The organism is Clostridium thermarum (assembly GCF_006351925.1).
Lineage (GTDB): Bacteria > Bacillota > Clostridia > Clostridiales > Clostridiaceae > Clostridium_AU > Clostridium_AU thermarum.
The window spans coordinates 902,062-926,178 of record NZ_CP040924.1 but is presented as its reverse complement, the minus strand read 5'-3'; the positions used below and the strand labels follow the sequence as shown (position 1 = coordinate 926,178).

At 36.5% G+C, this 24,117-nt stretch carries 20 protein-coding genes; 2 read left to right on the top strand and 18 right to left on the bottom strand.

The annotated features are described in order from the left end of the window. Nucleotides 1-8: 8 nt before the first annotated feature. Nucleotides 9-539 (top strand): hypothetical protein, encoded by a 531-nt coding sequence (locus tag FHY60_RS03975; protein ID WP_139903662.1) that lies wholly within the window; start codon nt 9-11, stop codon nt 537-539. An 81-nt stretch (nt 540-620) separates the two neighbouring features. On the opposite strand, the gene FHY60_RS03970 is transcribed toward FHY60_RS03975, so the two are convergent. From FHY60_RS03970 to FHY60_RS03930, 9 genes are all read right to left on the bottom strand, one after another. Further along, entirely contained in the window at nt 621-818 is a 198-nt protein-coding gene (locus tag FHY60_RS03970) for a hypothetical protein (protein ID WP_139903660.1), read from the bottom strand. Between the two features lie 69 nt (nt 819-887). Further along, a complete protein-coding gene (locus tag FHY60_RS03965; protein WP_139903659.1) occupies nt 888-1,304 on the bottom strand; it encodes a cupin domain-containing protein in 417 nt (138 codons plus the stop codon). 15 nt (nt 1,305-1,319) lie between these two features. Beyond that, complete coding sequence (locus FHY60_RS03960) at nt 1,320-4,067, bottom strand: GH36-type glycosyl hydrolase domain-containing protein (protein ID WP_139903657.1); 2,748 nt, start codon at nt 4,065-4,067, stop codon at nt 1,320-1,322. 194 nt (nt 4,068-4,261) lie between these two features. Beyond that, entirely contained in the window at nt 4,262-5,227 is a 966-nt protein-coding gene (locus tag FHY60_RS03955) for an L-lactate dehydrogenase (protein WP_139903655.1), read from the bottom strand. A gap of 154 nt (nt 5,228-5,381) precedes the next feature. Beyond that, entirely contained in the window at nt 5,382-5,588 is a 207-nt protein-coding gene (locus tag FHY60_RS03950; RefSeq protein ID WP_139903653.1) for an alpha/beta-type small acid-soluble spore protein, read from the bottom strand. 187 nt (nt 5,589-5,775) lie between these two features. Beyond that, the gene (locus tag FHY60_RS03945; RefSeq protein ID WP_163215965.1) at nt 5,776-6,741 is read right to left on the bottom strand and encodes a serine hydrolase; all 966 of its coding nucleotides are present in this window, start codon (nt 6,739-6,741) and stop codon (nt 5,776-5,778) included. Between the two features lie 169 nt (nt 6,742-6,910). Continuing rightward, the gene (locus FHY60_RS03940) at nt 6,911-8,074 is read right to left on the bottom strand and encodes a glycosyltransferase (protein ID WP_243122218.1); all 1,164 of its coding nucleotides are present in this window, start codon (nt 8,072-8,074) and stop codon (nt 6,911-6,913) included. 173 nt (nt 8,075-8,247) lie between these two features. Further along, nucleotides 8,248-9,207: a DUF4349 domain-containing protein gene (locus FHY60_RS03935; RefSeq protein ID WP_139903648.1), complete on the bottom strand. Its 960-nt coding sequence runs from the start codon at nt 9,205-9,207 to the stop codon at nt 8,248-8,250. Between the two features lie 182 nt (nt 9,208-9,389). Continuing rightward, nucleotides 9,390-10,457 (bottom strand): mannose-1-phosphate guanylyltransferase, encoded by a 1,068-nt coding sequence (locus tag FHY60_RS03930; RefSeq protein ID WP_139903646.1) that lies wholly within the window; start codon nt 10,455-10,457, stop codon nt 9,390-9,392. A 246-nt stretch (nt 10,458-10,703) separates the two neighbouring features. Here FHY60_RS03930 and FHY60_RS03925 point away from each other — a divergent pair, with 246 nt between their 5' ends. Continuing rightward, nucleotides 10,704-12,857, top strand: coding sequence for a methyl-accepting chemotaxis protein (locus FHY60_RS03925; protein WP_139903645.1), 2,154 nt, complete (start codon nt 10,704-10,706; stop codon nt 12,855-12,857). A 52-nt stretch (nt 12,858-12,909) separates the two neighbouring features. Here FHY60_RS03925 and lexA read toward each other — a convergent pair whose 3' ends face one another. From lexA to FHY60_RS03880, 9 genes are all read right to left on the bottom strand, one after another. Beyond that, the gene (gene lexA, locus FHY60_RS03920; RefSeq protein ID WP_139903643.1) at nt 12,910-14,403 is read right to left on the bottom strand and encodes a transcriptional repressor LexA; all 1,494 of its coding nucleotides are present in this window, start codon (nt 14,401-14,403) and stop codon (nt 12,910-12,912) included. A 166-nt stretch (nt 14,404-14,569) separates the two neighbouring features. Then, a complete protein-coding gene (locus tag FHY60_RS03915; protein ID WP_139903641.1) occupies nt 14,570-15,283 on the bottom strand; it encodes an SGNH/GDSL hydrolase family protein in 714 nt (237 codons plus the stop codon). Between the two features lie 210 nt (nt 15,284-15,493). Further along, complete coding sequence (hcp, locus tag FHY60_RS03910; RefSeq protein ID WP_139906281.1) at nt 15,494-16,789, bottom strand: hydroxylamine reductase; 1,296 nt, start codon at nt 16,787-16,789, stop codon at nt 15,494-15,496. A 237-nt stretch (nt 16,790-17,026) separates the two neighbouring features. After that, the gene (locus FHY60_RS03905) at nt 17,027-18,379 is read right to left on the bottom strand and encodes a citrate/2-methylcitrate synthase (protein WP_139903639.1); all 1,353 of its coding nucleotides are present in this window, start codon (nt 18,377-18,379) and stop codon (nt 17,027-17,029) included. Nucleotides 18,380-18,482: 103 nt separating this feature from the next. Then, the gene (locus FHY60_RS03900; protein WP_139903637.1) at nt 18,483-19,046 is read right to left on the bottom strand and encodes a GNAT family N-acetyltransferase; all 564 of its coding nucleotides are present in this window, start codon (nt 19,044-19,046) and stop codon (nt 18,483-18,485) included. 1 nt (nt 19,047) lies between these two features. Continuing rightward, nucleotides 19,048-19,950, bottom strand: coding sequence for a DUF2156 domain-containing protein (locus tag FHY60_RS03895; protein ID WP_163215962.1), 903 nt, complete (start codon nt 19,948-19,950; stop codon nt 19,048-19,050). 172 nt (nt 19,951-20,122) lie between these two features. Then, entirely contained in the window at nt 20,123-21,715 is a 1,593-nt protein-coding gene (locus FHY60_RS03890; protein WP_139903634.1) for an alpha-amylase family glycosyl hydrolase, read from the bottom strand. A 24-nt stretch (nt 21,716-21,739) separates the two neighbouring features. After that, nucleotides 21,740-22,639, bottom strand: coding sequence for a sugar ABC transporter permease (locus tag FHY60_RS03885; protein ID WP_139903632.1), 900 nt, complete (start codon nt 22,637-22,639; stop codon nt 21,740-21,742). Further along, on the bottom strand, nt 22,636-24,009 hold the full coding sequence (locus FHY60_RS03880) for a carbohydrate ABC transporter permease (RefSeq protein ID WP_243122217.1): 1,374 nt from the start codon (nt 24,007-24,009) through the stop codon (nt 22,636-22,638). The genes FHY60_RS03885 and FHY60_RS03880 overlap by 4 nt, the downstream gene beginning before the upstream one ends. Nucleotides 24,010-24,117 lie beyond the last annotated feature (108 nt).

The following is a 24,117-nucleotide window of genomic DNA, read 5'->3' as shown; positions in this document are numbered from 1 at the left end:
GACGTTTTATGAAATCAAGATATGTCATGCTAATAATTAATTCATCGCTTATAATTCTTCTTATTGTTATAACAATAATCTTTTATAATAAAACAAGATTTTTAGAGAATAGAATTGCTAATTTATCCTCTCAGCTTAATTATAAAGACAACGAAATCAAAGAATTAAACAATAATATTCAATCAAAAAATACTACTTTGTTGCAAGCTTCAAATGTACTTAAAATTTATGATTCCTTAATTATTGATATATACGACAATATAAACGCTCCAATATATGTATATGACAGTGATACTAAAGATGTGTTTGATAAGTTTAATAGTTATATAAATAACAGTATAGATACCAAAAATGAACTGATTTTTAAAGTCGGGCCAGTAAAAAAAGATACAGATGATACATATTTCATAGAGTATATAATGTATAGCAAGCTAGCTCTTGATGAAAATCTAAGTCAAATTATTTGGGATACACCGCCACCACTATTAACACATCATGTTCTAAAATATCACAATGGTAAAATAGAAAGTATAAATTAATACTACTATTAAAAAGTGTCCGAAAAAACAGCAGCCTCTGCAGAACTAAAATGTTTTGCAAAGACCGCTGCTATGTTTTGTTCAAAGGTTATTCATCTTACTTGACCTTACGCTAAGTTCAAGGCTGTTCAGTTTTAATTGCTTTTCCCTTATAGTAAAAAAAAGGCCTTCTACATCGTAGTAAACCCAATTGTTAAAAACATCATTTAATTCATCCAATTCGCTTCTTAATTTTTCCATCAGTGAAATTTCATCAGAAAAATCTTCTCGATTATGCATAAATCCACCCCCACTTTTCTATATATATTCAAGGGGGTGGACTTTTATGCTAACTTTTTTATTATTTTTTTACCTATTATATAATGAAACTAAAGCTTTTCTCTGTTCTTCGGTGAGTTCTATTTCAGGAGAATTTTCTAAGACTGTGTCTCTGTTTTCAACAATAAGTACAACCGCATCATCACTGAGGCTGTGGGTATGGTAGACACCTTTTTTTACATTATAAAACTTTAATGGTTCCAGCCATACTCCATGGATGTTTTCCACCTTATCCTTTCCTTCTCCGATGAAAAGCATAAATTTGCCCTGGAGGAGAACGAAAACTTCGTCTGTTTCGTCATGTCTCTGCATTTTGGTTATGTTTTCGGGAAGAAGCTCATCACAATACTTTAAAACCGCTACTCTCCATTTATCATAATCAATTAAAGGCTTATATCCTTCTCCGGTATATTCTTTGACCTCTAAGAGGCTTTCACTGATGCTCATAAATAACACCTCTGTTTACATACTTAATTGGATTGAAATTTCATGAGTTTTGTCTGCCTCAAGTGCCTCTAAAACCGCTCTCTTTATCACAGCTTTGCCTCCAGCTAACTCACAGCTGACTTCACTGCCGTTAATTGTCACAGCCTGGATCCTATACTGACCATAGTCAAGCTTCTTGCTGTTATTATAGATTACCTTGATCTTTCTATCCGCAAAAAGAGCTTCTACCCCGGCAGTGCCCTGGTCATCAAATTGACTTGCCAAAAGCTTAGGTTCAATTACCAGATCCCCTAAATCACCCTTTACACCGAAGGTCTCCGTAAGCACTGTCAACAGCATCCAGCTAGCTGAACCGGTGAGGTAGTGGTACATTCCTCTTCCCTTTTCATTGATATATTCAGGTACTCCTGGATAAATTCTGCTCTTTTCAAAGTCAACACACTGTGAGTAAATTGAGTTAATTACTTCATAACCAGCCTTTGCAAAACCTCTCTTGTAAAGAGCATTGCCATACATTATTGCCATATGGCTGAACATTGCACCGTTTTCCTTATGTCCAAAGGCAAAACCAAACAACCTTCCAAGATTCTTCTTTACTTCATGGTAATTGGTATTTAACCTGTAGCCTCCAACCTTTGAATCCTTCAGGTATTTATCCGCAGATTTTATTATGGACTCTACCTGCTCATCGGTGGCAACGCCTCCCATAGCGGTGAATACCTGGCTAGTAAGGTTCATTCTGGTGCCATATTCATGGTCTCCTTCTACTCTGTTTCCATCATTATCGTAGTAGCCGTTAAACCACTGATAGCCTTCACCGTTTTTAATCCATTCCTGATGTCTTACATGATTAATTATCCAGTTACCCTTCTTTTCCAGGTCTTCAGCAAGTTTATCAACGGAAATTTCTACAGTGTTGCCAGATATACTGTGCTTGCAGCTTTCAAAATATTTCTTCAGAACATTCTTTTTATATTCAATAGAGTCATAGTTAGCTCCGGCATCCAGAGTATCAAAGAGAAGCAGCATCTCTTCAGCAACAGCAATTGACTCTATACCCTTCTTAGCCTTTAAGGCTCTTACAAGCTTTGCAATTTCCAGGAGGTTACTGCCGTAGAATGCAGTAAAGGCCACACTTTCTCCCTTTTCCGCTGCCATATCAAGAGCGTCGTTCCAATCCGCACCTTCCAGTCTGATGTTGTTATGCATGCCCACATTGAAGAAAGGTGTAAGGTTTTGAATCAGAATATGCTCTAAAATTGTACCCTTATATATGTCACCACTGGCCATTTTAAGCTTATTGCCCTGTTCAATAGACCACTCAGTGTCTCCTTCGGTACATCGGTTTATTAGTCTGTCCTTGAAGTACTCCTGCCTTTCAAGAAGGAAGTCCAGATCTCCGCTTAAATCAAGATATAGCTTAGTTGTAAGGAACGGCCATGCCCCATGATCCATCCAAACTCTTGCTATATTATTTCTGTCTGCAATAAATTCACCGGGCCTGGAACCTATGATTGTAGCATTGCTGCCGTCTATTCTAACACCCCCGTAGTTGTTGAATAGCAGATTTCTAACCTCTTTAGGTTCCATTATTAACAGTGCAAGACAGTCCTGCCACAGGTCTCTCCAGCCTCTCCCCCCTCTGCCGTAGTCATGGTGAGGTAAGAAGGAACACCCGTATATACGTCTTAATATGGGCTGAAGATTAATCCACTTCATCCAGCCGTCAAAGGTCTTATCTACAGTATGGAAAGCAGGTCTTTCTATTTTTTCTTTCCAAAAGGCCTTGTTTCTCTCTAAGGCACTGTTGAATTTTTCTAAGCTTCCATATATATCAACTAACTCACTTATTTCCTTTTCGTTTCCTTCTTCATTTATAGAAAGCATCATTATATAGGCCTTAGTTTCTCCGGGTAAGAGGTCAACAGCTTTAAATCTCAAAGCTCCTATAGCCTCATAACCTTCAAAGTGTTGTCCTTGAGCAGCGTAAGGTTCCACATTGCAAACCACTGCTTCCGGCCATTCCAGGCTTCCGCCTTCCCCTATAAATTCCTCAACTTCCGGGAAGAAACCTGCCGGTCTATCCCCATTGTCCTCGATTCCTATAACGGAATACAATACATTATTAGCTTTATGGCCTCTTTCATCGAAGGAAAGGGTTGGCTTCACAACAACCCCGTTTTCTACAGTACTAATTCTGTGCAGCAATGAGGTAACATGTCTGTGATCTCTTAAATTATCTGCAGAACGGCCGTATATTGGTACCGCTGCCGTTGGAGTTATTTTTAAAACTTTATCACCGGTATTAGTTATGCTGACCATCATAAGTTCAGTTTTATAGTTTTCTACCGGCGCAAAATTTATTACCTCAGCCTTTATACCTATATTTTTATTTTCTCTTATAAGCTTATGCCATAAGAAACCTGCTTCAAGCTTTACCTTTTCAGCTGAGTCTTCCTGGAAAGAACAAGCCACCTGACCTGGGGCGCTTCCACTTACGGACCAGGCACCAGTTCCTTCGATGTATAGCCAGAAGTTTCTTGAACTCTTATTATTGTGCAAGTCTTCTGCAGAAACCGGTGTTAATAAGAAGGTATTTTGACTGGATTTTATATCCCCGTTCAAAGTTGGAGTAATAGCAGACATCACCCCTGCTTCATTTGCCAGCGGAAAATATAAATAGCTGCTGGCTTCCGGTCTCTCCAAAGAGAAAGCTCCTTCATCAGAAATAAATTGCCATGACTTAACTGTTTTTTTATTCATTATATATCCCCCTTATTTTTGCTTATGCATCTGGATATCTATGATATCGTATACAGTAACTTCATTTTTTTCGTGAAGAGAGTGCCTTAACCCTCAATAAAATTAAGCACCTCTCCGTTTTATAGTATAACATATAAGGGAATTCCTTCAACGGTCCATTACCTGCATATAAAATATTGAGGTATAATCCAAAATTATAACACCCTGATATTTAAATGCTGAAGTACATTTATAAGACTTTCAGCACTGTTCTTAAGCTGTTTTACTTCATCTTCCGTAATTGGAACCTCTACCCTTCTCCTGATTCCTTCACTACCGATGACACAGGGAATACTCAGAGCTACATTGCTGATACCGTATTCTCCCTCCAGTGTGGTAGATACCGGCAGTACGCTGAGTTCATTTAAGAAAATGGCCTTAATCAGCCTATTTACGGTCATTGCTATTCCCGATGAGGTATAACCCTTGTACTCTACAATCTCTATTCCAACATTTCTTGCATCCTTAACTATGGCTTCCCTGTTCAGAGGTTCACCGCTGCCCAGTATGGCGTCAAACTTATCTGCAGGAATACCGGCGATATTAACTATGCTCCAAGCTGCAAAAGCGCTCTTTCCATGCTCTCCCATAATGTATCCATGGACATTCTTTGTATCCACAAGATATTTCTCAGACAGTATTCTTCTGAATCTGGCAGTATCCAGCAGTGTTCCTGTCCCAATGATTTTGCTCTTATCATAGTTAAAGTGGTTCTGGGCATAGTAAGTCAGTATATCCACAGGATTAGTTACAATAATAATTATGGCGTCTTGAGTATATTTTGTAATTTGCTCCATTACCCCTTTTAGCACTGAAACATTCTTTTCTGCCAAGGATAGTCTATCATCACTTTCACCGGGTTTTATACTTGGTCCTGCTGTGATGACAATGATCTGAGCATCTGCACAGTCTGAATAGTCTCCAACCTTCACATGGACGTTGGGGCTATAGGCAAAGGAAGTGGTATGGCTTGCATCTAAGGCCTCACCCTCTGCCTTCTTTGTATTCATATCTATAACCGCTATCTCAGCCAGCAGCTCCAAAGAAAGCAAGGCATTGATGACAGCGCTTCCCACCATTCCTGCCCCAACCACAACAACTTTATTTTTTACTGGTCTCATATGTAACACCCCAATCTTTTTTCTTTTATGCTATAGTTTAACATATATTATATATACCATAGTGCTCTGTTTTAGAAAAGTGTTGTTTACAAATAAGAGTCAGATAATACCCGAAGGTATCATCTGACTCTATTATGTTACTTAGCTTTCTAAATTATAGGTTCTTTTCGTAAGCTTCAACCATTTTCTTAACCATGGTTCCGCCTACATAACCATTTTGTCTTGAAGTAAGGTTTCCCTTGTCCTGTGCTTCATAGTTAGCTAATCCTAATTCGCTAGCAACTTCAGCCTTAAATCTGTTTAATCCAGTCTTTGCTTCTGGTACTAATACTCTGTTACTTCCAGTTTTATTTGATGCCATTTGTACTTCCTCCTTTAATTTTATATTTATTGTTTGTTGCTTTGTACTATCATTTTGCCCCATATGCGATGAGCTATTCTATTGAAATCAGGGTAATTGAGTAATAGTTTGTCTATATATGAAAGGTTATCCAATTATAAAAAAGCTTGTTAGAAATTTTATTTTTTCAACAAGCTTTTGCTGCTTATTATTTGTTTATATGGGCATCATATATCAATTTTGACAGGCCCGCAATTTTCTCATGAGGCTTAGATTCAGCAAGCCCCGGAAGGTCATTGGTGTAAACTACTAATATATAAGGTTTTTCAGTAAATATTATTCCTACATCGTGAACATAAGCAGCATAATCCCCAGTCTTATGTGCCACTATTTCCTTAGGAAGATATTTGGATAATCTATCATTGAATTGCGTTTTTTTCATAGTTTCGATTAAATGAGCATAGTGGGGATCATTTCTGTTTTCATAGAGTATTTTCAAGAGCCTGAATTCCTCTTCTGCGGTAATTAGGTTTTTAACTGTGTCATTATTGGTTCCGGCTATCCTATTGGCTATGGCTCTGACATTTTTATTGGAGCCCAGTCTTTCCATAAGCATTCTGGTGGCTATATTGTCAGAATAGATTATGGAATAATCCAAGAGCTGTTGAACAGGAAGGGGCTTTGATTTATCCTGGCTCTGGAGTTTTCCTGTGCCTGCCTCCCAGTGTTTTGACTTATCATATATGAGTTTCTCATCCAGAGAGAGCTTCCCCTCTCTGACCCAATCATAGGCAATCATATTCATTTGAACCTTGACCGTACTGGCGGCAATAAAGACTTTTTCTTCATTGACAGCAAGCTTTTGCTCTCTGTCTATATCATAATAGACTATGCCAACTTTAGAGATATCCTGTCCAAAATAATTGTTAATGTCCGTTTCCAGCTTCTGCTTCCATTGTTCAAGCTTTGCAGCTTCTTCTTCCCCACTTAATTCATTGCCCAGGGCTTTGGTAACATCTGAGTTGTTGTCATCATCTATCGTGATATTTTCAAATTTTTGTGGTACCATTGCTCTGCAGTTTATACCGGTTGGGTAACTCAGTGCCACTATAAAGCTAAATACAAAAAACGTCAAAATTAAGGTTCTGTATCTTGAGCCTTTTCTTATATCCATGTTCTTATTCCTCCTGATAGAAGTGTCAGTCATCTATCATCAGTTATTTCTTTTAATTAAGATATCATAATGTGATTATTTGCAAACTTTTAGAAATTATACCCACTGAAAAATAAAAAAGCTCGTGCCTTGCATTTACATCCATGCATAGGCTCAAGCCTTCAATAAATCAATACTTGTGTTTTTTTATGAGTTCCATGTATCTTTCCTTAACATCAGCCACTATATATTCCCAACTCTTATATAAAGTTTTATTGGCATTTAAACCGGCTGTCTTTAGGGTATCTATATTCTTTGTAATTTCGATTATTTTCTCTCCGTACTCAATTTCATCATCAGCAGAAAGAAAACCATTATATCCATCCTCTATGTCCTCTGCTGCATTTGAACCTGCTATTACAAGAGAAGGAGTTTTAACCACAGCGGCTTCCCTTACTACAATACCGAAAGTATCATATAGAGAAGGAAATAAAAACAAATCTGCCCTGACAAAAATAGCCCTCAGCAGGTCTCGGTCAGTGATTAAGCCTAGAAACTTAATGCAGTGCTGCAAATTGTTGTCTTCTACAAGCTTTTCCAGATCCTTTTTGGCTACTCCTTCTCCAACAAAGAACATTTTAAATTTTACGCCCTTCTCCTTCACATGCTTTAAAGAGTTTACCAGCATCTTTAAGTTTTTTTGCCATATGTGCTGACCAACAAACAAAAGCGTCAGTTCCTTGTCATCAACCTGTAAAAACTTGGAAGCTTTTTCTCTGCAGGCTTCTTCATCATTGCAGGGTTGAAAATCGGTACCATTATGTACTATTTCTATTCTTCCCTCATAGCCATACTCTCTCAGGGTTTTAGCAGTGGCTTGATTTACCGTCCATACTTCATCAACTTCCCTGTAAAAGTCTATAACTCTATTAACTAGGAGCTTTGCCAATGTATCAGACTTTAGAGCTTCCTTGAAATCATCGTAATACTTAGAATGAAAGGTTGTGACCACCGGTATTCCTCTCTTTTTTGCCAGCTTTAGGGCCAACTGCCCAGAACTAAAGGGGCTGTGGCAATGGACAATATCAAAAGGAATAGCTTTCACATCCTGTTTAAAAGGATAATCAAATTGAGGCATACCAAATCTATAGGGTTTTCTTACGGGAATGGGAACAGAGAAATATCTTATTACTTCAGGGTGTGTTTCATCCTCATATCCCGGAAAGCTAGGCGTTATAACATAGCTCTTACATCCCATTTTATCCAGCCAATAAGCATAATTTTTTGTAACATTTGCCACTCCATCCATTACAGGCTCATATGAGTCGTTAAATTGTCCTACGATTAATTGCATAAAAATATCTCCTTGCAGGTATTTTCCCATGGCATTACAGAAAACCACTTCGAAGCTTGAAAATGAAGTGGTATTTTAAGCCAATTTATATACACTATTATATACACTATATTATATATCATTTTTATCAAGGAAAACAACTGCAGCCTCACTGCAGCTGTTTCCGATATAATCTATTCTTTCTCTTTCTCTTTCTTTATTACTTCCTTCGCCTTCTTTTCATGCTTTTTTGCAAGTATTACAATAGGCACTGCAACTACAGCTGCTAAGGCTGCAAAAGGAATGACGCTTACTATTACCAGAACCAGGCCCTTTAGTATTTCATACAGGGAGTTTACTGAGTCCTTAAAGCTTGTAACAATCTTTTCTCCAAAGCTTACAGGTTTAGTTTTAAGTTCCGTAACTTCCTGCACTTCTCTTAAAGTAATGGTTACAGTAGCCAAGGCAACTAAATTGTCATATTTCTTTAAGGTTCCGGTAAGATTCTCTATATCTGTTCGAACTTCAGAGAGCCTTTTTTCTAATTCAATTATATCGGTCAGCTTTTCACTTTTTTCAAGAATGGTGAGCAGCCTTTCTTCTTCTATTTTCAAGGTCTTCAACCTTGCTTCAGTGTCAAAATATTGAGCTGTTATGTCTTCCCCATTTTCACTGCTGGATATAACTACACCGATAGTTTCAACATCCTGCAGGAAAGTGTTTAATTTATCAACGGGTATTCTTATCACAAACTCACCATAGCGGTCTCCTACATAGTTTCCGTTAAGCAGTCTGCCGCCGCTGGTATTTGAGCTTTGAATATATCCCTTGTCTCTTATGGTTCTTTCATTTATAAAATTTACCGCTTTATCAAATTCTATTGTTTCGATTTCCTTTCTTACAGTTTTTATCACCTTTCTGTCTGTGCCCACTTCCTGGTCCACTGCCATGCTTAAATCAGAGGTTTTATTGGATAAGCCTCCTCTGCCACTGCTCGCTTCTGCCTTTGGCTCTTCTGACCTTGAAGGAGCAGTCTGACCATTAGCAGAGTATTCTGCATAATCACTTTCGGACTTCATCTTACCGCAGCCAATGGTCATCACCAGCATGAATGCCATTAGCGGAACCAGCAGCTTTTTAATTCCCTTTTTCATAATAATTTCCCCCTACCTTCTTATTAAATTTTAAATTCTACAGAATTTAATAGGTATATATACCCTCTACATAATACTAGACGTAAAGTATTTGAAAAAAGTTTCAGTATAATGAAACGTTATTTTAATTAAATACATAAAAGCCTTGTCCAGCCAATCAAACCGGACAAGACTTTTATGCACTATACATACTTATTGGTTTCTGCATCATCTTTGAGTTTGTTTACAAGATGCTTTATTTCTTGGTCTTTGTTTCTGTCCATAACCAAAATCACGTCATCGGATTCAACTATGACCAAATCTTTGATTCCAAAGCCTATTATTAATTTATCCCCGGAGAATATTGTGCAGTTTTCACTTTCTTCCAAAAAGGTTTTACCGGTGACGTTATTTCCCCGGAAATGACTCAAGAACCTTGCTACTGATTCAAAGGTGCCAATGTCGTCCCATTCAAATTCGCACTTTATAACATAGCCCTTTCTTGTCTTTTGCATGATTCCAAAGTCTATTGAAATACCGTCAATTATGGCATACTGCTCCTTAATAACTTCTGCCTCATCTTCCATACCAATGTGCTGATAAATTTCCATTAAATTCTTGTATAGTTTTGGAAGATACTTTTCCATCTCTCTAAGCAGTACATCTGCTCTCATAACAAACATTCCGCTGTTCCAGAGATAGGTGCCTTTTAGCAGAAAGTCCTTGGCCACTTCCAGGTTAGGCTTTTCTGTAAAGCGCTCTACCCTGTAGGCTGTCATGCCCGTATTTACCCTGCTGCCCATCTGAATATAACCATATCCTGTCTCCGGCCTTGTGGGCTCTATGCCAATAGTAACTATACCTCTGCGCTTCTCTGCAATTTCCACCGCCTGTTGAATTGTATCTATAAAAACTTTCTCTCCATTTATATAGTGGTCTGAAGGAAACACCATCATTACAGCATCCTTATCTTTCTTTAAAAGTTTTACAGCAGAAAGTCCTATGCAGGTAGCGGTTTCTTTATTAGCAGGCTCTGCAAATATATTTTTTTCATCTATTTCCTGCAATTCTGTTTTAACTTTGTCAATGTACTCTTCATTGGTAACTATATAAATGTTATCTTTGCTTACTATTGGCTTTATCCTGTCAATGGTGTTCCTGAGAAAACTCTTATTGTTTATCAACTTTAAAAACTGCTTAGGCTTATTGGACCTGGATAGGGGATAGAGCCTTGTCCCTCTGCCTCCTGCAAGTATCAGTGCATATAACAAACATCATCACTCCAAGTATAGCTATAATTTATAATATGTCAGAAATATATCTTTGTGAAAGGATTTGATTGGTTTAGAACCTTGGATTATAATATTTTAGTCCTAGTAAATTCAACAAAATCTGAATTTTATGAATACTTCGCATTAACTAACGTTTACAATTACCATAAGCTGTGATAGAATGTAATCAGGAGATTTTAATGATTAATTTAATATAATAATAAAACTAACTGGGTGGTGTTTATTATGTTTTCCAAGAAACAACGGAAAAAGTTTTCCTTCGATTTCAGACTGCCTAAATTTACAGGAAGATCTAAAAAGATGAAAAACAAAAAAAACATTAATTTTAACCTGAAATTGTTTAGTAAATCTATCAAGTCAAAGATGAGTATTTTTAAACTTATTGTCCTGACTTGCAGTTTAATACTTGTGGTATCATTATCGTCATCAACTATTATAGGTTTTAATATTACAAGGGCAAGGGTTGAAAAGGATTTCACCAACTCTGCAAAGCAATTATTAATACAAAACAGAAACTACATAGACTTTCTTAACGAATTTGTTGAGGCCACCTCTATGCAGGTAATAAGCGATAGACAGTTAATTAACGGATTGATTAATGAATATGATGATATTTACCAGGGTTTTGAAAAAAACAGGGAGCGTCAACAGAAGCTGTCAATTTTGACTTCTTTGGGTTCAAACTCAATCATAAGTTCAATTACAATTTATAATGAGAATGGAAATTCGGTAAGTTCAGTAGGCACGTCACAAGATAAAATAGAAGCCGCAAAAAAAGAAAGCTGGTATCAGGAAGCTGTAGCTGCTAACGGAAAATCCATCTGGGTGCCTCTGCATAAGGATACAATACTCCATAGCCAAAATGCCGCTAACTGCATCAGTAATGTAAGATTATTAAAAACCGATACCTCAAAGGCTGCCGGCGTTTTAAAAATAAATGTAACTTTAAACAGATTGGAAGAAAAGATTGGTTCCTCTACTATAGGCAACAGCGGTTACATAAAGGTATTGGATAAGAATGGCTTTATTATAACTTCCAATACTGCCGTAAACCCTGGGGATAAAGAATCTGATGAATTCTTAGCAAAGATAAATGCAAATATAGGGAAAACCTTCACCGAGGTAATAGACGGTAAAAAAATGGTGGTATTAAGCGAAGTTTCTGAAAACACCGGCTGGAAGTTTATTGCTTTGATACCACAAGATGATCTTTATACTTCAGCTAATACTATTGGTATAACTAATATTACTATAGCCTTAATATTCTTAATTTTTTCACTTATTGCAACAACCTTGTTAAGCAGAAAAATTTCTAAGCCTTTACAGACTATTGTTGAAGGTACAAGAACCCTGGCAGAAGGAGACTTTACCGTATATCTGCCGGAATCAAGCATAAAAGAAATTGACGAGTTATCGCATAATTTTAATGCCATGGTTTATGAACTGAAAAATATCTTACAGGCAACTAAGAATCTTTCTGCCGATTCAACAGATACGGCTATAAAGCTTCAGGAGATTTCTCAGAACCTTAAAGATGCTTCAGAAGCTACTGCTGCCACCGTAAATACCATTGCAGACGGGTCTTCAAAGCAGACCGATGAAATATCAAATTGTGTGGAATTTACAAGACAATTTAATGAAGAAATCGGTCTAACTATAGATCATATCAACACTATACAGAGTACAACAGATTCAACCTTAGAAATAATTGAGCAAAAGTCCAAGGTAATAAATGAGTTAAAGGAGTCTTCTTCTGAAAATAAAGCGACTATTGAACTGGTTGCAGCAACAATAAATAAGCTTGGTAACAACACCAAGGATATTTTAACTATACTTAAGAATATTAATGATATTACTGACAGAACTAACCTGCTGTCATTAAATGCAGCCATAGAAGCTGCCAGAGCCGGTGAAGCCGGAAGAGGTTTTGCTGTTGTTGCCAATGAAGTTAGAAATCTGGCAGATCAAAGCAAGCATTCTGCTGAAGAGATAAAGAAGATTATTGACAACATTCAAAAGGCAATTCAGGAATCTATTAACATTACAAAGAAAGCTACAACTAACTTCGAAGATGAGTTCCAGAAGGTGGATAATACAATCGAGGCCTTTACTATAATCAGAAAATCCTTCGAAACAATACTTGGAATGATTGAAGAATCCAGCGGTTCCATTGCAAAACTTGAAAGAGACAAGGAAACTTTAATTAAGAGTATTGATAATATCTCTGCTATTTCTCAGGATAATTCAGCTGCCACAGAGGAAGTATCCGCTACTGTAGAGGAGCAAGCTGCTTCCAACTCTGAAGTGTACATGCTGGCAACAAATCTTACTGAGAAATCTAAGGAATTAAACAACGTAATAGAAAAGTTCAAACTTTAAAGAAACAAGCTGTGCAGAGCACAGCTTGTTTTTATCTTGATATTCTATTTTACTAGGCAGCATTTTTTATAATTCCCACCACTACGCCTAAAACAGCAGCTTCCCTGTTTTTTATTGATATGGGTGAGTACTTCTCATTTTCCGGCATAAGGAGAATATCGTCTTTCTCTATGCATAGCCTTTTTAGAGTAGCACTGCCTTCAATGTTTACAGCCACTATATCCCTGTTAGATGCCATGGTTTGCTTTCTTATAACCACCAGGTCTCCATCCTCTATGCCTGCACCTATCATACTTTCTCCCTTAACCCTAAGCATGAAACAGTCCTTCATGCCCTTTACCCAGTAATGGGGCAGATTAAAGGAATCCTCAACTTCAGGATTAATAGCAATAGGATCACCGGCAGCAATGTTGCTATATACCGGCAAGGCTGTAAGTTCCTCCTTGCTGCACACAAGATCCTTGTCATCTTGTAAAAGTATAAGTTCTTCATAATTTGAAGTGTCCCTTATAAATTCGAAACTTTTATTATGTCTGATATCCACATATAAGTACTTTTCCATAAATCTGCTGTTCCCTCTATTTAATTTTTTAACTTCCTCATTTGAGACGGCTTCTGTATTTATTATGGCCTTCTTAAGGTAAGAATTCTTTATATTCCCCTCAAAGCCAAGGTCTTTCTGTTTTCTTCCCTTTATAATCCAACCGCCGTTATGTGATTCTATTTTATGGTTCACAGTAAGCATCATGCTGGAATAAGCCTTTTTGCTGTTTAAGGCCATTAGGATGTTTAATTGTACTCTTGTCAGTTCATGAGCATCATCTATAACCATATGTGTGTATCTGTCATTCCTATTTATAATAGCTTCCAAGGCCAGTAATTCCTTATCTACTTCATCTATAAGTCCTTTAGATTTAAGTTTTTCATTATAAAGAAGCATGAGCTTATAGATTGCCTCTCTTTGTAATGAATTTTTTATAAGCCTTGGGGTATTTGAGTTATTGCTTCGTCTGCCAACCCTGTCAGCCCTCATATAATCTTCTATATTTCTATAATCGCAGGATTTTATCCAATTAATTTCTTCCAAAATAAAATCCTCGTTACACTCTCTTATAAATTTCACTCTTTTATACTGTGCTTTTAAGTCTTCTATGCACTGTCTAATTATTTGTAGTTTTTCTTCTTTACTAACTAATATAAGACTTAAGTTATTTTCACTTTTGTATAAGTTAAAGTATTTATTAACTATATCTTCTACGGTAAAAAAATGTACCGGTTCTTCCTTCCCTAAAGAAAATAGTGTTATATAGTCATATGTATACTGTTCTTCAGCTTCACTGTAGAACTTTTTTAGCGCATGGATATTGTCCTTCTTTCCAGAGGCTACTAAGACTCTTTCATCCTCATAAAGGCAGTAGCTGCTTTTTAAATAAAAGGCTCTGTAGGCTGCGGTCATAGACTTACCTGTCCCCTGCATCCCCTTCACCATGGTCAAGCCAAATGGCTTTCCAAAGATTATCTTCTTTACTGCTGCATCCATCTTCATGTCTTCACCTCCGTTACAGGTAATCACCAATAGATTGATTCCTTTATATTACAGCAAATTTAAACAAGTACTTCTATATTATACACTAGTTCTACAGATTTTTTAATACCAAATGTATTTTTGTTGATGAAAAAACATAAAAAATAAAAAGCACCTGGAGTGCTTTTTATCTTAAGAGAAATCTTAAATTACTGTTTAAATATTCCATAACCTTATCTGCAATGATTTTATGACCTTCCTTGTTAGGATGGATTCCATCTATGCACAAATATCTGTTGTATTCCTTTTGGTTTAAAAAGGCATTTCGAACATCAATCAGCTCAATATTATTTTTCCTGGCTGTTTCCTCAACTTTAACACTATACTGTTCCTGCCAATGGAATATTCTGTTGATATCGCCTAACCATTGACGCACGTTGTCCTCAGCCTTGCTATCATTTTTGCAAACCCATTTAAAATAGCGGTTTGAATCTAGGGGTGGCAAGGTCATTAGTACTGGAAAAATGTTCAGTTTCTTAAAATAATCAATAATATTGTTTAAGGTACTTTCAAAGGTGCTCAATTCCGTCTTTGGCAGATAGTTTCCTTCAGGATTAGCTGCTATGGCATCCCAGTCAAAGTCACAATCATTACCACCAAATTCAATAAAAACAATATCGGGATTTCGTTTTAATACATCAGTCTCTAATTTCTGTGCCCCTCTGATAATATTATTGCCAAACTTACCCAAATTGTACATGACACCCTTCAGGTTATCCGCAATTATATTTGCAAAGCTCTCCTTCAGTACCACGTATCGCCCCTTGATTTCATCATAGACTACCCCCTTTGAAATGGAGTCTCCGTACAATACTAAATTGTAACAATCCTTGATATTCATATTTCTAACCTCCCAACACAAATTCTCACAAATATAATTATGTCCTATATTACACATGTTTATTTATGTAGTTTTAAATACTACTACAACTATATACTAATAGTATCATCTTGTGGTAAATATGTCAAGAATATGGACAAAAAAGTTAAAACCTTTCTACATTTCAGGTAGAAAGGTCTCCCTTAATTATTAATTATTAATTATTAATTATTAGTTTCCAAGGAATTTAGCCATATCAGCCTTTGCATCTCCGCTGATTAACTGTAAGCTGAAGGTATCTTGAAGTACCTTTAATACTCCTGGGCTGATGAACTTAGGAGCACTTGGTCCTACATGGATATTCTTTACTCCAAGGCTGAATAATCCGAGTAGGATTGCAACTGCCTTTTGTTCGAACCATGATAATACTATGCTCAATGGAAGTTCATTTACTGTGCATTCAAAGGCTTCAGCTAAAGCTAGAGCAATCTTTACAGCTGAGCCGGAGTTATTGCATTGTCCAAGGTCTATATATCTTGGAATATCAGTGCCAGGTACTGTTCCGAAATCTACATCGTTGAATCTGAACTTACCGCAGGAAGTAGTTAAGATTACACATTCCTGTGGAAGACTTGTAGCTAATTCTCTATAGTAGTCTCTGCCCTTTGTCGGAGCGTCACATCCAGCTATAACGAAGAATCTCTTGATCTTGCCGGCCTTTACTGCATCAATTATTTCCGGTGCTATGTTTAGAACTGTGCTGTGGTGGAAACCAGTTACTACAGTTTTATCGGATTTAATATTAGCTGGTGCTAATTCTAAAGCTCTCTTAATGATTGGTGAGAAGTCATTATTCTTTATCTTTGGTACTCCTTCTAGTCCGGCTGTACCATATGTCCAGAATCTATCTCCATAGTGTCCTGTAGTGATTGGCATTAAGCAGTTTGTTGTACCAAGTATTGCTCCAGGGAATTCTTCAAATAGCTTTCTTTGATCATACCATGCCTTACCTACATTACCTTTTAAGTGTGAATATTTCTTTAACTCTGGGTATCCATGAGCTGGAAGCATTTCTGAGTGTGTATATATATTGATTCCCTTACCTTCAGTCTGCTTCAATAATTCTTCTAGAGCTGATAGGTTGTGTCCTGTAACCAATATGCAGTGGCCTTCAACCTTATCCTGTGAAACTCTGACAGGTGTTGGTGTACCAAATCTTGAAGTATGAGCCCCATCAAGTACGTCCATTATTTTTACAGTTGCTGATCCAACTTTTAATACCATATTGATATGCTCTTCAAGATTAAAGTTTGAATTTGTCAATGTTGTATACAATGCCTCATGAGTTATAGCATTTACTTCTTCACTGTGAAGACCTAATTCTCTTGCATGAGTTGCATAAGCTGCTACTCCCTTTAGACCAAGTATCATTATATCCTGTAAGCTTGCTATATCAGGATTCTTACCGCAAACTCCGAATTTAGTACATCCTGTGGCAGGTGTTTGCTCACACTGGTAGCAGAACATTGGATTTACATTAGTATTAGTTGTACCACACATATATCAATCGCTCCTTAATTTAAATATTTCTCAATAATTTTTTGACTAAGCTTGATTACATTTATATTTTAATAGATTTGTTTTATAAGCACGGTGATATATGTTACGGTTTTTAGATTTGTTATAATAATTTTGGGATGGGAACAGTAAAAAAGACCTATGGCTCTTTTTCAGTCCATAGGTCTTTTTTGATAAGCTTCACAACTACTTTCTTTCTTCCATTTGAATATACGCTTTCTTTTCACTGACACTCTTGTAAGCAGGTCTTATAATCTTAGGCTCGCTTACAAGCTGTTCTATTCTGTGGGCGCACCAGCCTGGTATTCTTGCTGCAGCAAAAATAGGAGTATACAGGTCTCTGGGAATATTCAGCATATCATAGACAAAGCCTGAGTAAAAGTCTACATTGGCGGCAATTTCTCTGTTTTGTCTTTCCTTAAATATCTCAATAGAAATATCTTCAATACTTCTGTACAGCTGATATTCATCCATTCTATCTTTATCAAGAGCCAGTTCTTTAGCCTTTTCTCTTAACAAGGATGCTCTAGGATCTGACTTGGTGTAGATTGCGTGTCCCATACCAAATATAAGTCCGGATCCATCAAAAGCTTCTTTGTTCAGAATCTTGTCAAGCAGGTCTCTGATTTCATTTTTATCTTTCCAGTTCTTCAGGTTAGCCTTTATATAGTCAATCATCTCCATGACCTTTATATTGGCCCCACCATGTTTTGGTCCCTTCAGCGATCCTACTGCAGCAGCTATAGCTGAATAGGTATCTGTACCTGTTGAAGAAACCACGTGGGTTGCAAAGGCAGAGTTATTACCTCCGCCATGTTCTGCATGAAGAACCATTGCCAAGTCCAGAAGTTCAGCTTCCTTTTCAGTATAGGCATTGTCCGGTCTTATCATATACAGAATATTTTCAGCGGTTCCTAAATCAGGCTGAGGTGAGTGTATATACAAGCTCTTGAAATCATAATAGTGAGCCTTGGCCTGATACCCATAGGCCACCATGCTGGGGAACCTTGCAATGAGCTCAATACTCTGTCTTAAAACATTCTTTATACTTGTGTCATCAGGATTTTTATCATAGGAATAGCAGACCAAAATACTTCTCATCAGCTTATTCATAATATCCTTACTGGGCGCTTTAAGAATCATATCCTCAATAAAGCCATAGGGTAAGGTTCTCACTGATGCAAGTATTTCTTTAAATTCCTCTAATTCATTTTTAGTCGGTAAAACACCAAAGAGAAGTAAGTAGCATACTTCTTCGAAGCCAAATCGCTTATCCTTTTGAAAGCCATTGACAATATCCTTAATGTCTATGCCTCTGTAAAGCAATCTACCCTCTGAGGGTATTTTTTCACCTTCATCAACTAAATAACCATGAACATCACCTATTTTGGTGAGGCCCACAATTACGCCGGTACCATTACTGTTTCTTAGCCCCCGTTTTACGTCATGGATAGTATAGTACTGCTGCTCAATGTAATTATTTTCTTCAGCTAAAGCTGCAAGGCCTGCGATCTTATCAATATAAGATGCATTAGTCATTATCATCCCCCCTGTATATGTGTATAAATATACATTATTTAGATCCCCAAATATATTATTTATTTTAACATACAGAGGCTGGTTATGGAATAATTATTTTCATTTATTCTGCTGTAAATGGCTGTAATTCTCTATTCCATTCACTTTTTAACAATCCATAAAGATACAGGTGGTATCTTCTTCCATCTCTGCATATGTATTCTCTATAGAGTCCTTCTCTTATAAATCCTGCTTTTTCGTACAATTTTATAGCCGCCTTGTTATATTCTATTACATTAAGTTGAATTTTGTGAAAATTCAGTTCATTGAATCCATAATCGATAAGCAGATTTAATATTTCAGAGCCAAGACCTTTTCCTCTGAAATTCAAATCTCCTATGCCTAGAAATAAGAAAGCAGTGCCATTGGACCATACAATTTCATCAAAGCCTGCCACTCCTATAAGCTGTTGAGTTTCTGCAGTTCTAACAGCCAGTAAAAGGCGTTCTTCACTGTCTTCGTAGCAGTTTATCATTTCTACTATCTTTTTCTTGCTCAAGGGCATGGCAGGCACTATGTCGTAGTGCCTCATGAACTTCACGTTGCCAAACCACTGCTGGAGGATATTTTCTTCCCCTTCTTTTAAGGCTGTTAATATTATATTCTGACCCTGTAACAGATTTCTCATGTTATCCCTCTATATCAACAATGAATTTTTTCTCTAATTTAATTGGCCCGTAGGACTTTTTCGCCTTTCTCAAACCTTTAATTCCCCCGTCCTCTTGCCTGTTAACATATTTCACATCACTAAAATATTGCTCCAGAAAGACTTTATTTATAAAAGCATATATTCCACTATAGTTATTATTTCCTTTTTCTATATGGATTACTGCTAAGTCCTCCCTAAGCTTTTCCCCCAAGGTAAAACCAACAACATTGTCATCTGCAAGGACGGCCATGCCTTCCAAGTTCAGCTCCTCCACATGGGTTATTATATCCTCAATGGCCTTTTGCTCATAAAGGAGCTCCTCATTCACATTTTCCTTGCCTTCCAGCCATTTTCGGGCCATGGATATGCATTCTTCACCTACACCATCTTCTTTTATGTCCTTTATTGTGTAAGAATAGGATTTTATAAAACTGTTATAATGATTTTTCTTGCCGTGATACTTTTTACCCGTCAGGTTGATCAGTTCTGAGGTGTCATATATATAGTCAAAATTATTTTCGTCCTCAAAATACTTTACCTTATCTCCATAGATGTTTATCAAGGCCAGTAAAAAGTCTTCTTCCACATCTCTTAAAAGATGATCTATTCCTGGACGAGAATTTTGAATTTTAATAAGTTCATCTATAACGTTTTTAATTCTATGGTCTTCTATACCAATTGGCGGCATAAAATAGCGGCCTTTATTCTTTTCATCCTTTCTTACTATCAGGGAATTCTGCAAAATACAATACTCTGGTTTGCACATATGTCTCCACATATATAATGTTGAAAAAGCATATTCATAGGTTCCATATTTATATACTTTCAAGTATTTATCGAATATATCCTTGTCTTCAAGCTGTAATGCCTTAAATTCTGTCATTAAATTCATCCCCCGATTTTCATCCTTTTATAAATATGATTTTCTTTTCATAATAATTTAATTCTAACATAGTAATTTATAATATCAATGTACTTTCTTAATTCATTTTAACATTATTGATTATCAATTAGAAAAAGCACCTCCTGCAGGAGATGCTTTTTTCTAAAAGGTGTTACTTTAAAATGGCCGTTGATCTTGCCGGCATTGTTAAATTTCCATTCTTTAATATAATCTTTTTATCATCTGTTGTTAAGCTTTCCTTAAGCTTTAACTTTGAATATTCTTCACTTGAAAGCTTTAGTTCAACCTGATCTACTGACAGGTTGTGAACAATATATACCTTTGATCCTTCGTATTCTAAACTATAAGCACACAGTGCATCATTTCCAAGATCTATAGAAGTCAATACTCCTCTTTGAATTTCAGGATTTTCATTTTTTATTCTTATGGCTTTTTTATAAAATTGCAGAAGTGAATTTTCATCTTTTTCCTGTTCCATGACTCCGGCCTCTATAGTGCCTTTATAGTCAGCATTTGGCGGAGCATAGGTAATTCCCGTCTTGTCAGCAGCAGACCACAATAAAGGCAGTCTTTTGTTTTCATCTTTTCCGGATCCAAGGGTTCCTATCTCTTCGCCGTAGTAAATAAAGGAATTTCCAGGCATCATTAGGTACAGAGCCGCAGCCATTTTTTCAGAAGCTAAATCCCCACCTAAGAATCCTGCACTTCTTCCCATATCATGATTAGATATAAACGGAGCATCCATGGCCTTTGGATTAGTCTCTTTTATTTTCTTCTGATATTCTTCCAAGGTCTTGCTAAGTTGTGCTCCATTTTTACTTCGCACAGCAGCTACTATTTTACCAGTGGTATCAGCCAGAGGGAAATTGAAAAAGCTATCCACTCCGCTCTTATAGTATTCAGCTATGGAATTCGCATCAGACCATGCTTCTCCAACTATATAAATATCACTGTCATAGCTTTTCATTTTGTCATTGAAGAACTTTAAAAACTCTACATTTTTAGAAATGTTACCTGTATAGAAAGAAGTAACGGCATCAAGCCTATAACCTGCTACACCTTTGTCTATCCAAAACTTGCCTATATCTTCGATTTCTTTTCTTACCTCTGGATTATCAAGGTTTAAATCCGGCATCTGATCCCAGAAAACTCCTTCATAATACCAGCCGGTGGGCATACCCACAGAGTGATATCCAGATTTCTTTTCCTGACTGAAATTATAATAGTTAACATATTTATTATGTTCTCTGCAAAGTTCAGCATGAACACAAACATCCTGTCCGCAGGGTTCTATGGCTAAGCTTTTCACCGCTGATAAAAACCAAGGATGCTTTGCTGAAGTATGATTCAGAACCAGATCAATAATAATTTTTATGCCTCTTTCCTTAGACTTTGCAATTAACTGTTCAAAGTCTTCCATAGTGCCGTATTGAGGATCTATGGAATAATAATCTGTCACATCATACTTATGATAGGTTGGTGACGGCATAATGGGCATAAGCCATATTCCGTCTATACCCAGGTCATTTTTTGTTTTAAAATCATTGTCCTTTAAATAGTCCAGCTTTTCTACAATCCCTTTAAGGTCCCCTATTCCGTCACCATCAGAATCGTAGAAGGAACGTACAAATATTTCATAATAGTTTCTGTAATTATCCTCTATGATGTTGACCTTTTCCTGGTTACCGCACCCTGCCATAAAGGACATCATAAAAATTATAAATACCAATAAGCCCTTTTTCATTACCTATATTTCCTCCAATATAACTTAGCCCTTTACAGAACCTCCAGTAACACCTTCAACATAGTTCTTCTGCATTATGATAAATAAGATGGTAATTGGTATTGCAATTAATACCGCACCTGCACAGAACTGGGTGAAATAATTGTATATATTTTCTCTGGTGGTCATCTGATATAGTCCGACAGCGATGGTGTAATTATTGTAATTGTCCTTCATTATTACACTGGCAAATATAAAATCCATCCAAGGCGCCAGGAAGGAAGTTAATACAGTATAGGTTATGATTGGCCTTGAAAGCGGTAAGGTTATCTTCCAGAATATTTGGCTCCTGGTAGCCCCGTCAATGGTAGCTGCCTCATCTAAGGCCCTGGGAATAGTATCAAAGAAGCCCTTTGAAATATAGTATCCCAGTCCAGCTCCACCGGAATAAACTAAAACCAGTGCAGTAAGTGATTGTTCAAGCCCTATAGCCTTTATAATATGGTATATAACGATCATAGACATAAATCCAGGGAACATTCCAAGGACCAAAGCAACGTTCATCAAGGGTTTTCTCAACTTAAATCTAAGTCTGCTTAGTGCATAGCTCACTCCCAGAGTATACAGAGTGGATAATATGCAGCTGAAGATTGCAACGACCAAGGTGTTTCTGAACCATCTAGGATAGTTGAACAATTGAGTATTAGTAAACAGTTTAATATAATTATCAAAAGTATATTCCTTTGGTAAAATATAAGGTGTATAAGCTCCCGGTTCTTTTCTCAAGGAGGCTATTACAAGCCAAACCAAGGGGATAATCCAAATTATAGCTAGCACTGTTAGAAGGAAATATATCAATCCATTTGCAATAGCAGTTCTTGTTTTAAAGCTGTTTAGCCCGGACTTTTTTCCCTTATTACTATATAAATTTTCTCTATTAATCATTGAAAAGTGTCCTCCTTTTGAACAGATGCAGACCTGTTGTAGGTTATCAGTGACAGTGTAGCACTAATTACAAATACAATAATTCCTATAGTAGAAGCTAAGGAATAATTTTGCTCGTTTACTGTAAGTTTATAGAGCCATGTTACAAGCAAATCTGTTTCTCCGGCTTGGAAATACTTCAAAGTCATAGGTCCTCCGCCCGTTAATAGGAATATAACATTGAAGTTATTGATATTTCCAATAAACTGTGTAATTAAATACGGTGTAGTTACAAAAAGCATATATGGAAGAGTAATCTTTCTGAAAATAGTTACAGGACCAGCTCCATCAATTTTTGCACTTTCATACAATTCTTCAGGGATATTCATTAGAATTCCAGAAGTTATAAGCATGGTATATGGAATACCTATCCACATATTTACTATAATTACAGTAAGCTTAGCATTTGTTCCATCTGTTAAGAATTTTATTGGTTCTTTTATCCATCCTAGATTTTGCAAGAGTACATTTACCGGTCCCAACTCTTGAAGCATTCTTGACATAAGCAGTAAGGTTACAAACTGAGGAACAGCTATAGTCAAAACGAATATTGTTCTCCAGAAGCCTTTAAACTTTATGCCTTTCTTATTTATCATAATGGCTAATATCATGCCAAGTATATAGTTACTAAAAGTGGCACAAATAGCCCAGATAATAGTCCATATGAAAAGTTGAGTGAAAGTATGGGATTGAAGCGGATTATTCCAAAATATATTTTTAAAGTTTTCTAATCCAACCCAGGTAAACAATTTTCCCGGTGGCTGGTGAGTTTTATCAAAATTAGTAAACGCAATTAAGATCATAAAAATAATTGGTAATATAACAGTACAAATAACTCCTAAAGCAGGTAAAGTTAAAAGAGTCTTATGAAAATTATTATCGAATAATGATTTCAAGTCCTCTATAAAACTGTTTGGTTTCTTACCAGCTTTTTTTAGTTGTTCATTATAATATGATTCAGATACACTCTTTGCATAAACAATAATCATTGCTATAGAAATAACTATAGTTATTACGCTGAATAGTAGAATCAGCATAGAGTTATCCCCAGGAACATTTTCATAAATTTGCAGTTCTTCATTCCAAATCTGTGTCTGTGCAGCTGTTCCCAAGGTTCCTATTTTACTTAAATAATCCAAACCATAAGTGGCCATATATGTCAAGTAGGTTAATTGCAAGGCTAAGTACAGCAATCCCTTTACTATTTGTCCTCTTAAAACACAACCAAGCCCCATGACAATGCAGCTTAACTTTGAAACAATATTACCTTTTGTCAAGGCGTGAATAAGATTCTTAAATATACTATCTTTGGGCACCTTAATATTTTCCATAATACCTCCATTACTATCAAATGAATTTTCGGAGGCCATTCGCTCCGTTATTTTTTGTGATATTTTAAAACCTGCATAGGCTAGTATAGAAAAACAGCCAGAAATACT

Coding starts and splice junctions, on each gene's coding strand:
- FHY60_RS03975 (WP_139903662.1), top strand. CDS start 9: ATGAAATCAAGATATGTCATGCTAATAATTAATTCATCGCTTATAATT.
- FHY60_RS03970 (WP_139903660.1), bottom strand. CDS start 818: ATGCATAATCGAGAAGATTTTTCTGATGAAATTTCACTGATGGAAAAA.
- FHY60_RS03965 (WP_139903659.1), bottom strand. CDS start 1,304: ATGAGCATCAGTGAAAGCCTCTTAGAGGTCAAAGAATATACCGGAGAA.
- FHY60_RS03960 (WP_139903657.1), bottom strand. CDS start 4,067: ATGAATAAAAAAACAGTTAAGTCATGGCAATTTATTTCTGATGAAGGA.
- FHY60_RS03955 (WP_139903655.1), bottom strand. CDS start 5,227: ATGAGACCAGTAAAAAATAAAGTTGTTGTGGTTGGGGCAGGAATGGTG.
- FHY60_RS03950 (WP_139903653.1), bottom strand. CDS start 5,588: ATGGCATCAAATAAAACTGGAAGTAACAGAGTATTAGTACCAGAAGCA.
- FHY60_RS03945 (WP_163215965.1), bottom strand. CDS start 6,741: ATGGATATAAGAAAAGGCTCAAGATACAGAACCTTAATTTTGACGTTT.
- FHY60_RS03940 (WP_243122218.1), bottom strand. CDS start 8,074: ATGCAATTAATCGTAGGACAATTTAACGACTCATATGAGCCTGTAATG.
- FHY60_RS03935 (WP_139903648.1), bottom strand. CDS start 9,207: ATGAAAAAGGGAATTAAAAAGCTGCTGGTTCCGCTAATGGCATTCATG.
- FHY60_RS03925 (WP_139903645.1), top strand. CDS start 10,704: ATGTTTTCCAAGAAACAACGGAAAAAGTTTTCCTTCGATTTCAGACTG.
- lexA (WP_139903643.1), bottom strand. CDS start 14,403: ATGAAGATGGATGCAGCAGTAAAGAAGATAATCTTTGGAAAGCCATTT.
- FHY60_RS03915 (WP_139903641.1), bottom strand. CDS start 15,283: ATGAATATCAAGGATTGTTACAATTTAGTATTGTACGGAGACTCCATT.
- hcp (WP_139906281.1), bottom strand. CDS start 16,789: ATGTTCTGCTACCAGTGTGAGCAAACACCTGCCACAGGATGTACTAAA.
- FHY60_RS03905 (WP_139903639.1), bottom strand. CDS start 18,379: ATGACTAATGCATCTTATATTGATAAGATCGCAGGCCTTGCAGCTTTA.
- FHY60_RS03900 (WP_139903637.1), bottom strand. CDS start 19,046: ATGAGAAATCTGTTACAGGGTCAGAATATAATATTAACAGCCTTAAAA.
- FHY60_RS03895 (WP_163215962.1), bottom strand. CDS start 19,950: ATGACAGAATTTAAGGCATTACAGCTTGAAGACAAGGATATATTCGAT.
- FHY60_RS03890 (WP_139903634.1), bottom strand. CDS start 21,715: ATGAAAAAGGGCTTATTGGTATTTATAATTTTTATGATGTCCTTTATG.
- FHY60_RS03885 (WP_139903632.1), bottom strand. CDS start 22,639: ATGATTAATAGAGAAAATTTATATAGTAATAAGGGAAAAAAGTCCGGG.
- FHY60_RS03880 (WP_243122217.1), bottom strand. CDS start 24,009: ATGGAAAATATTAAGGTGCCCAAAGATAGTATATTTAAGAATCTTATT.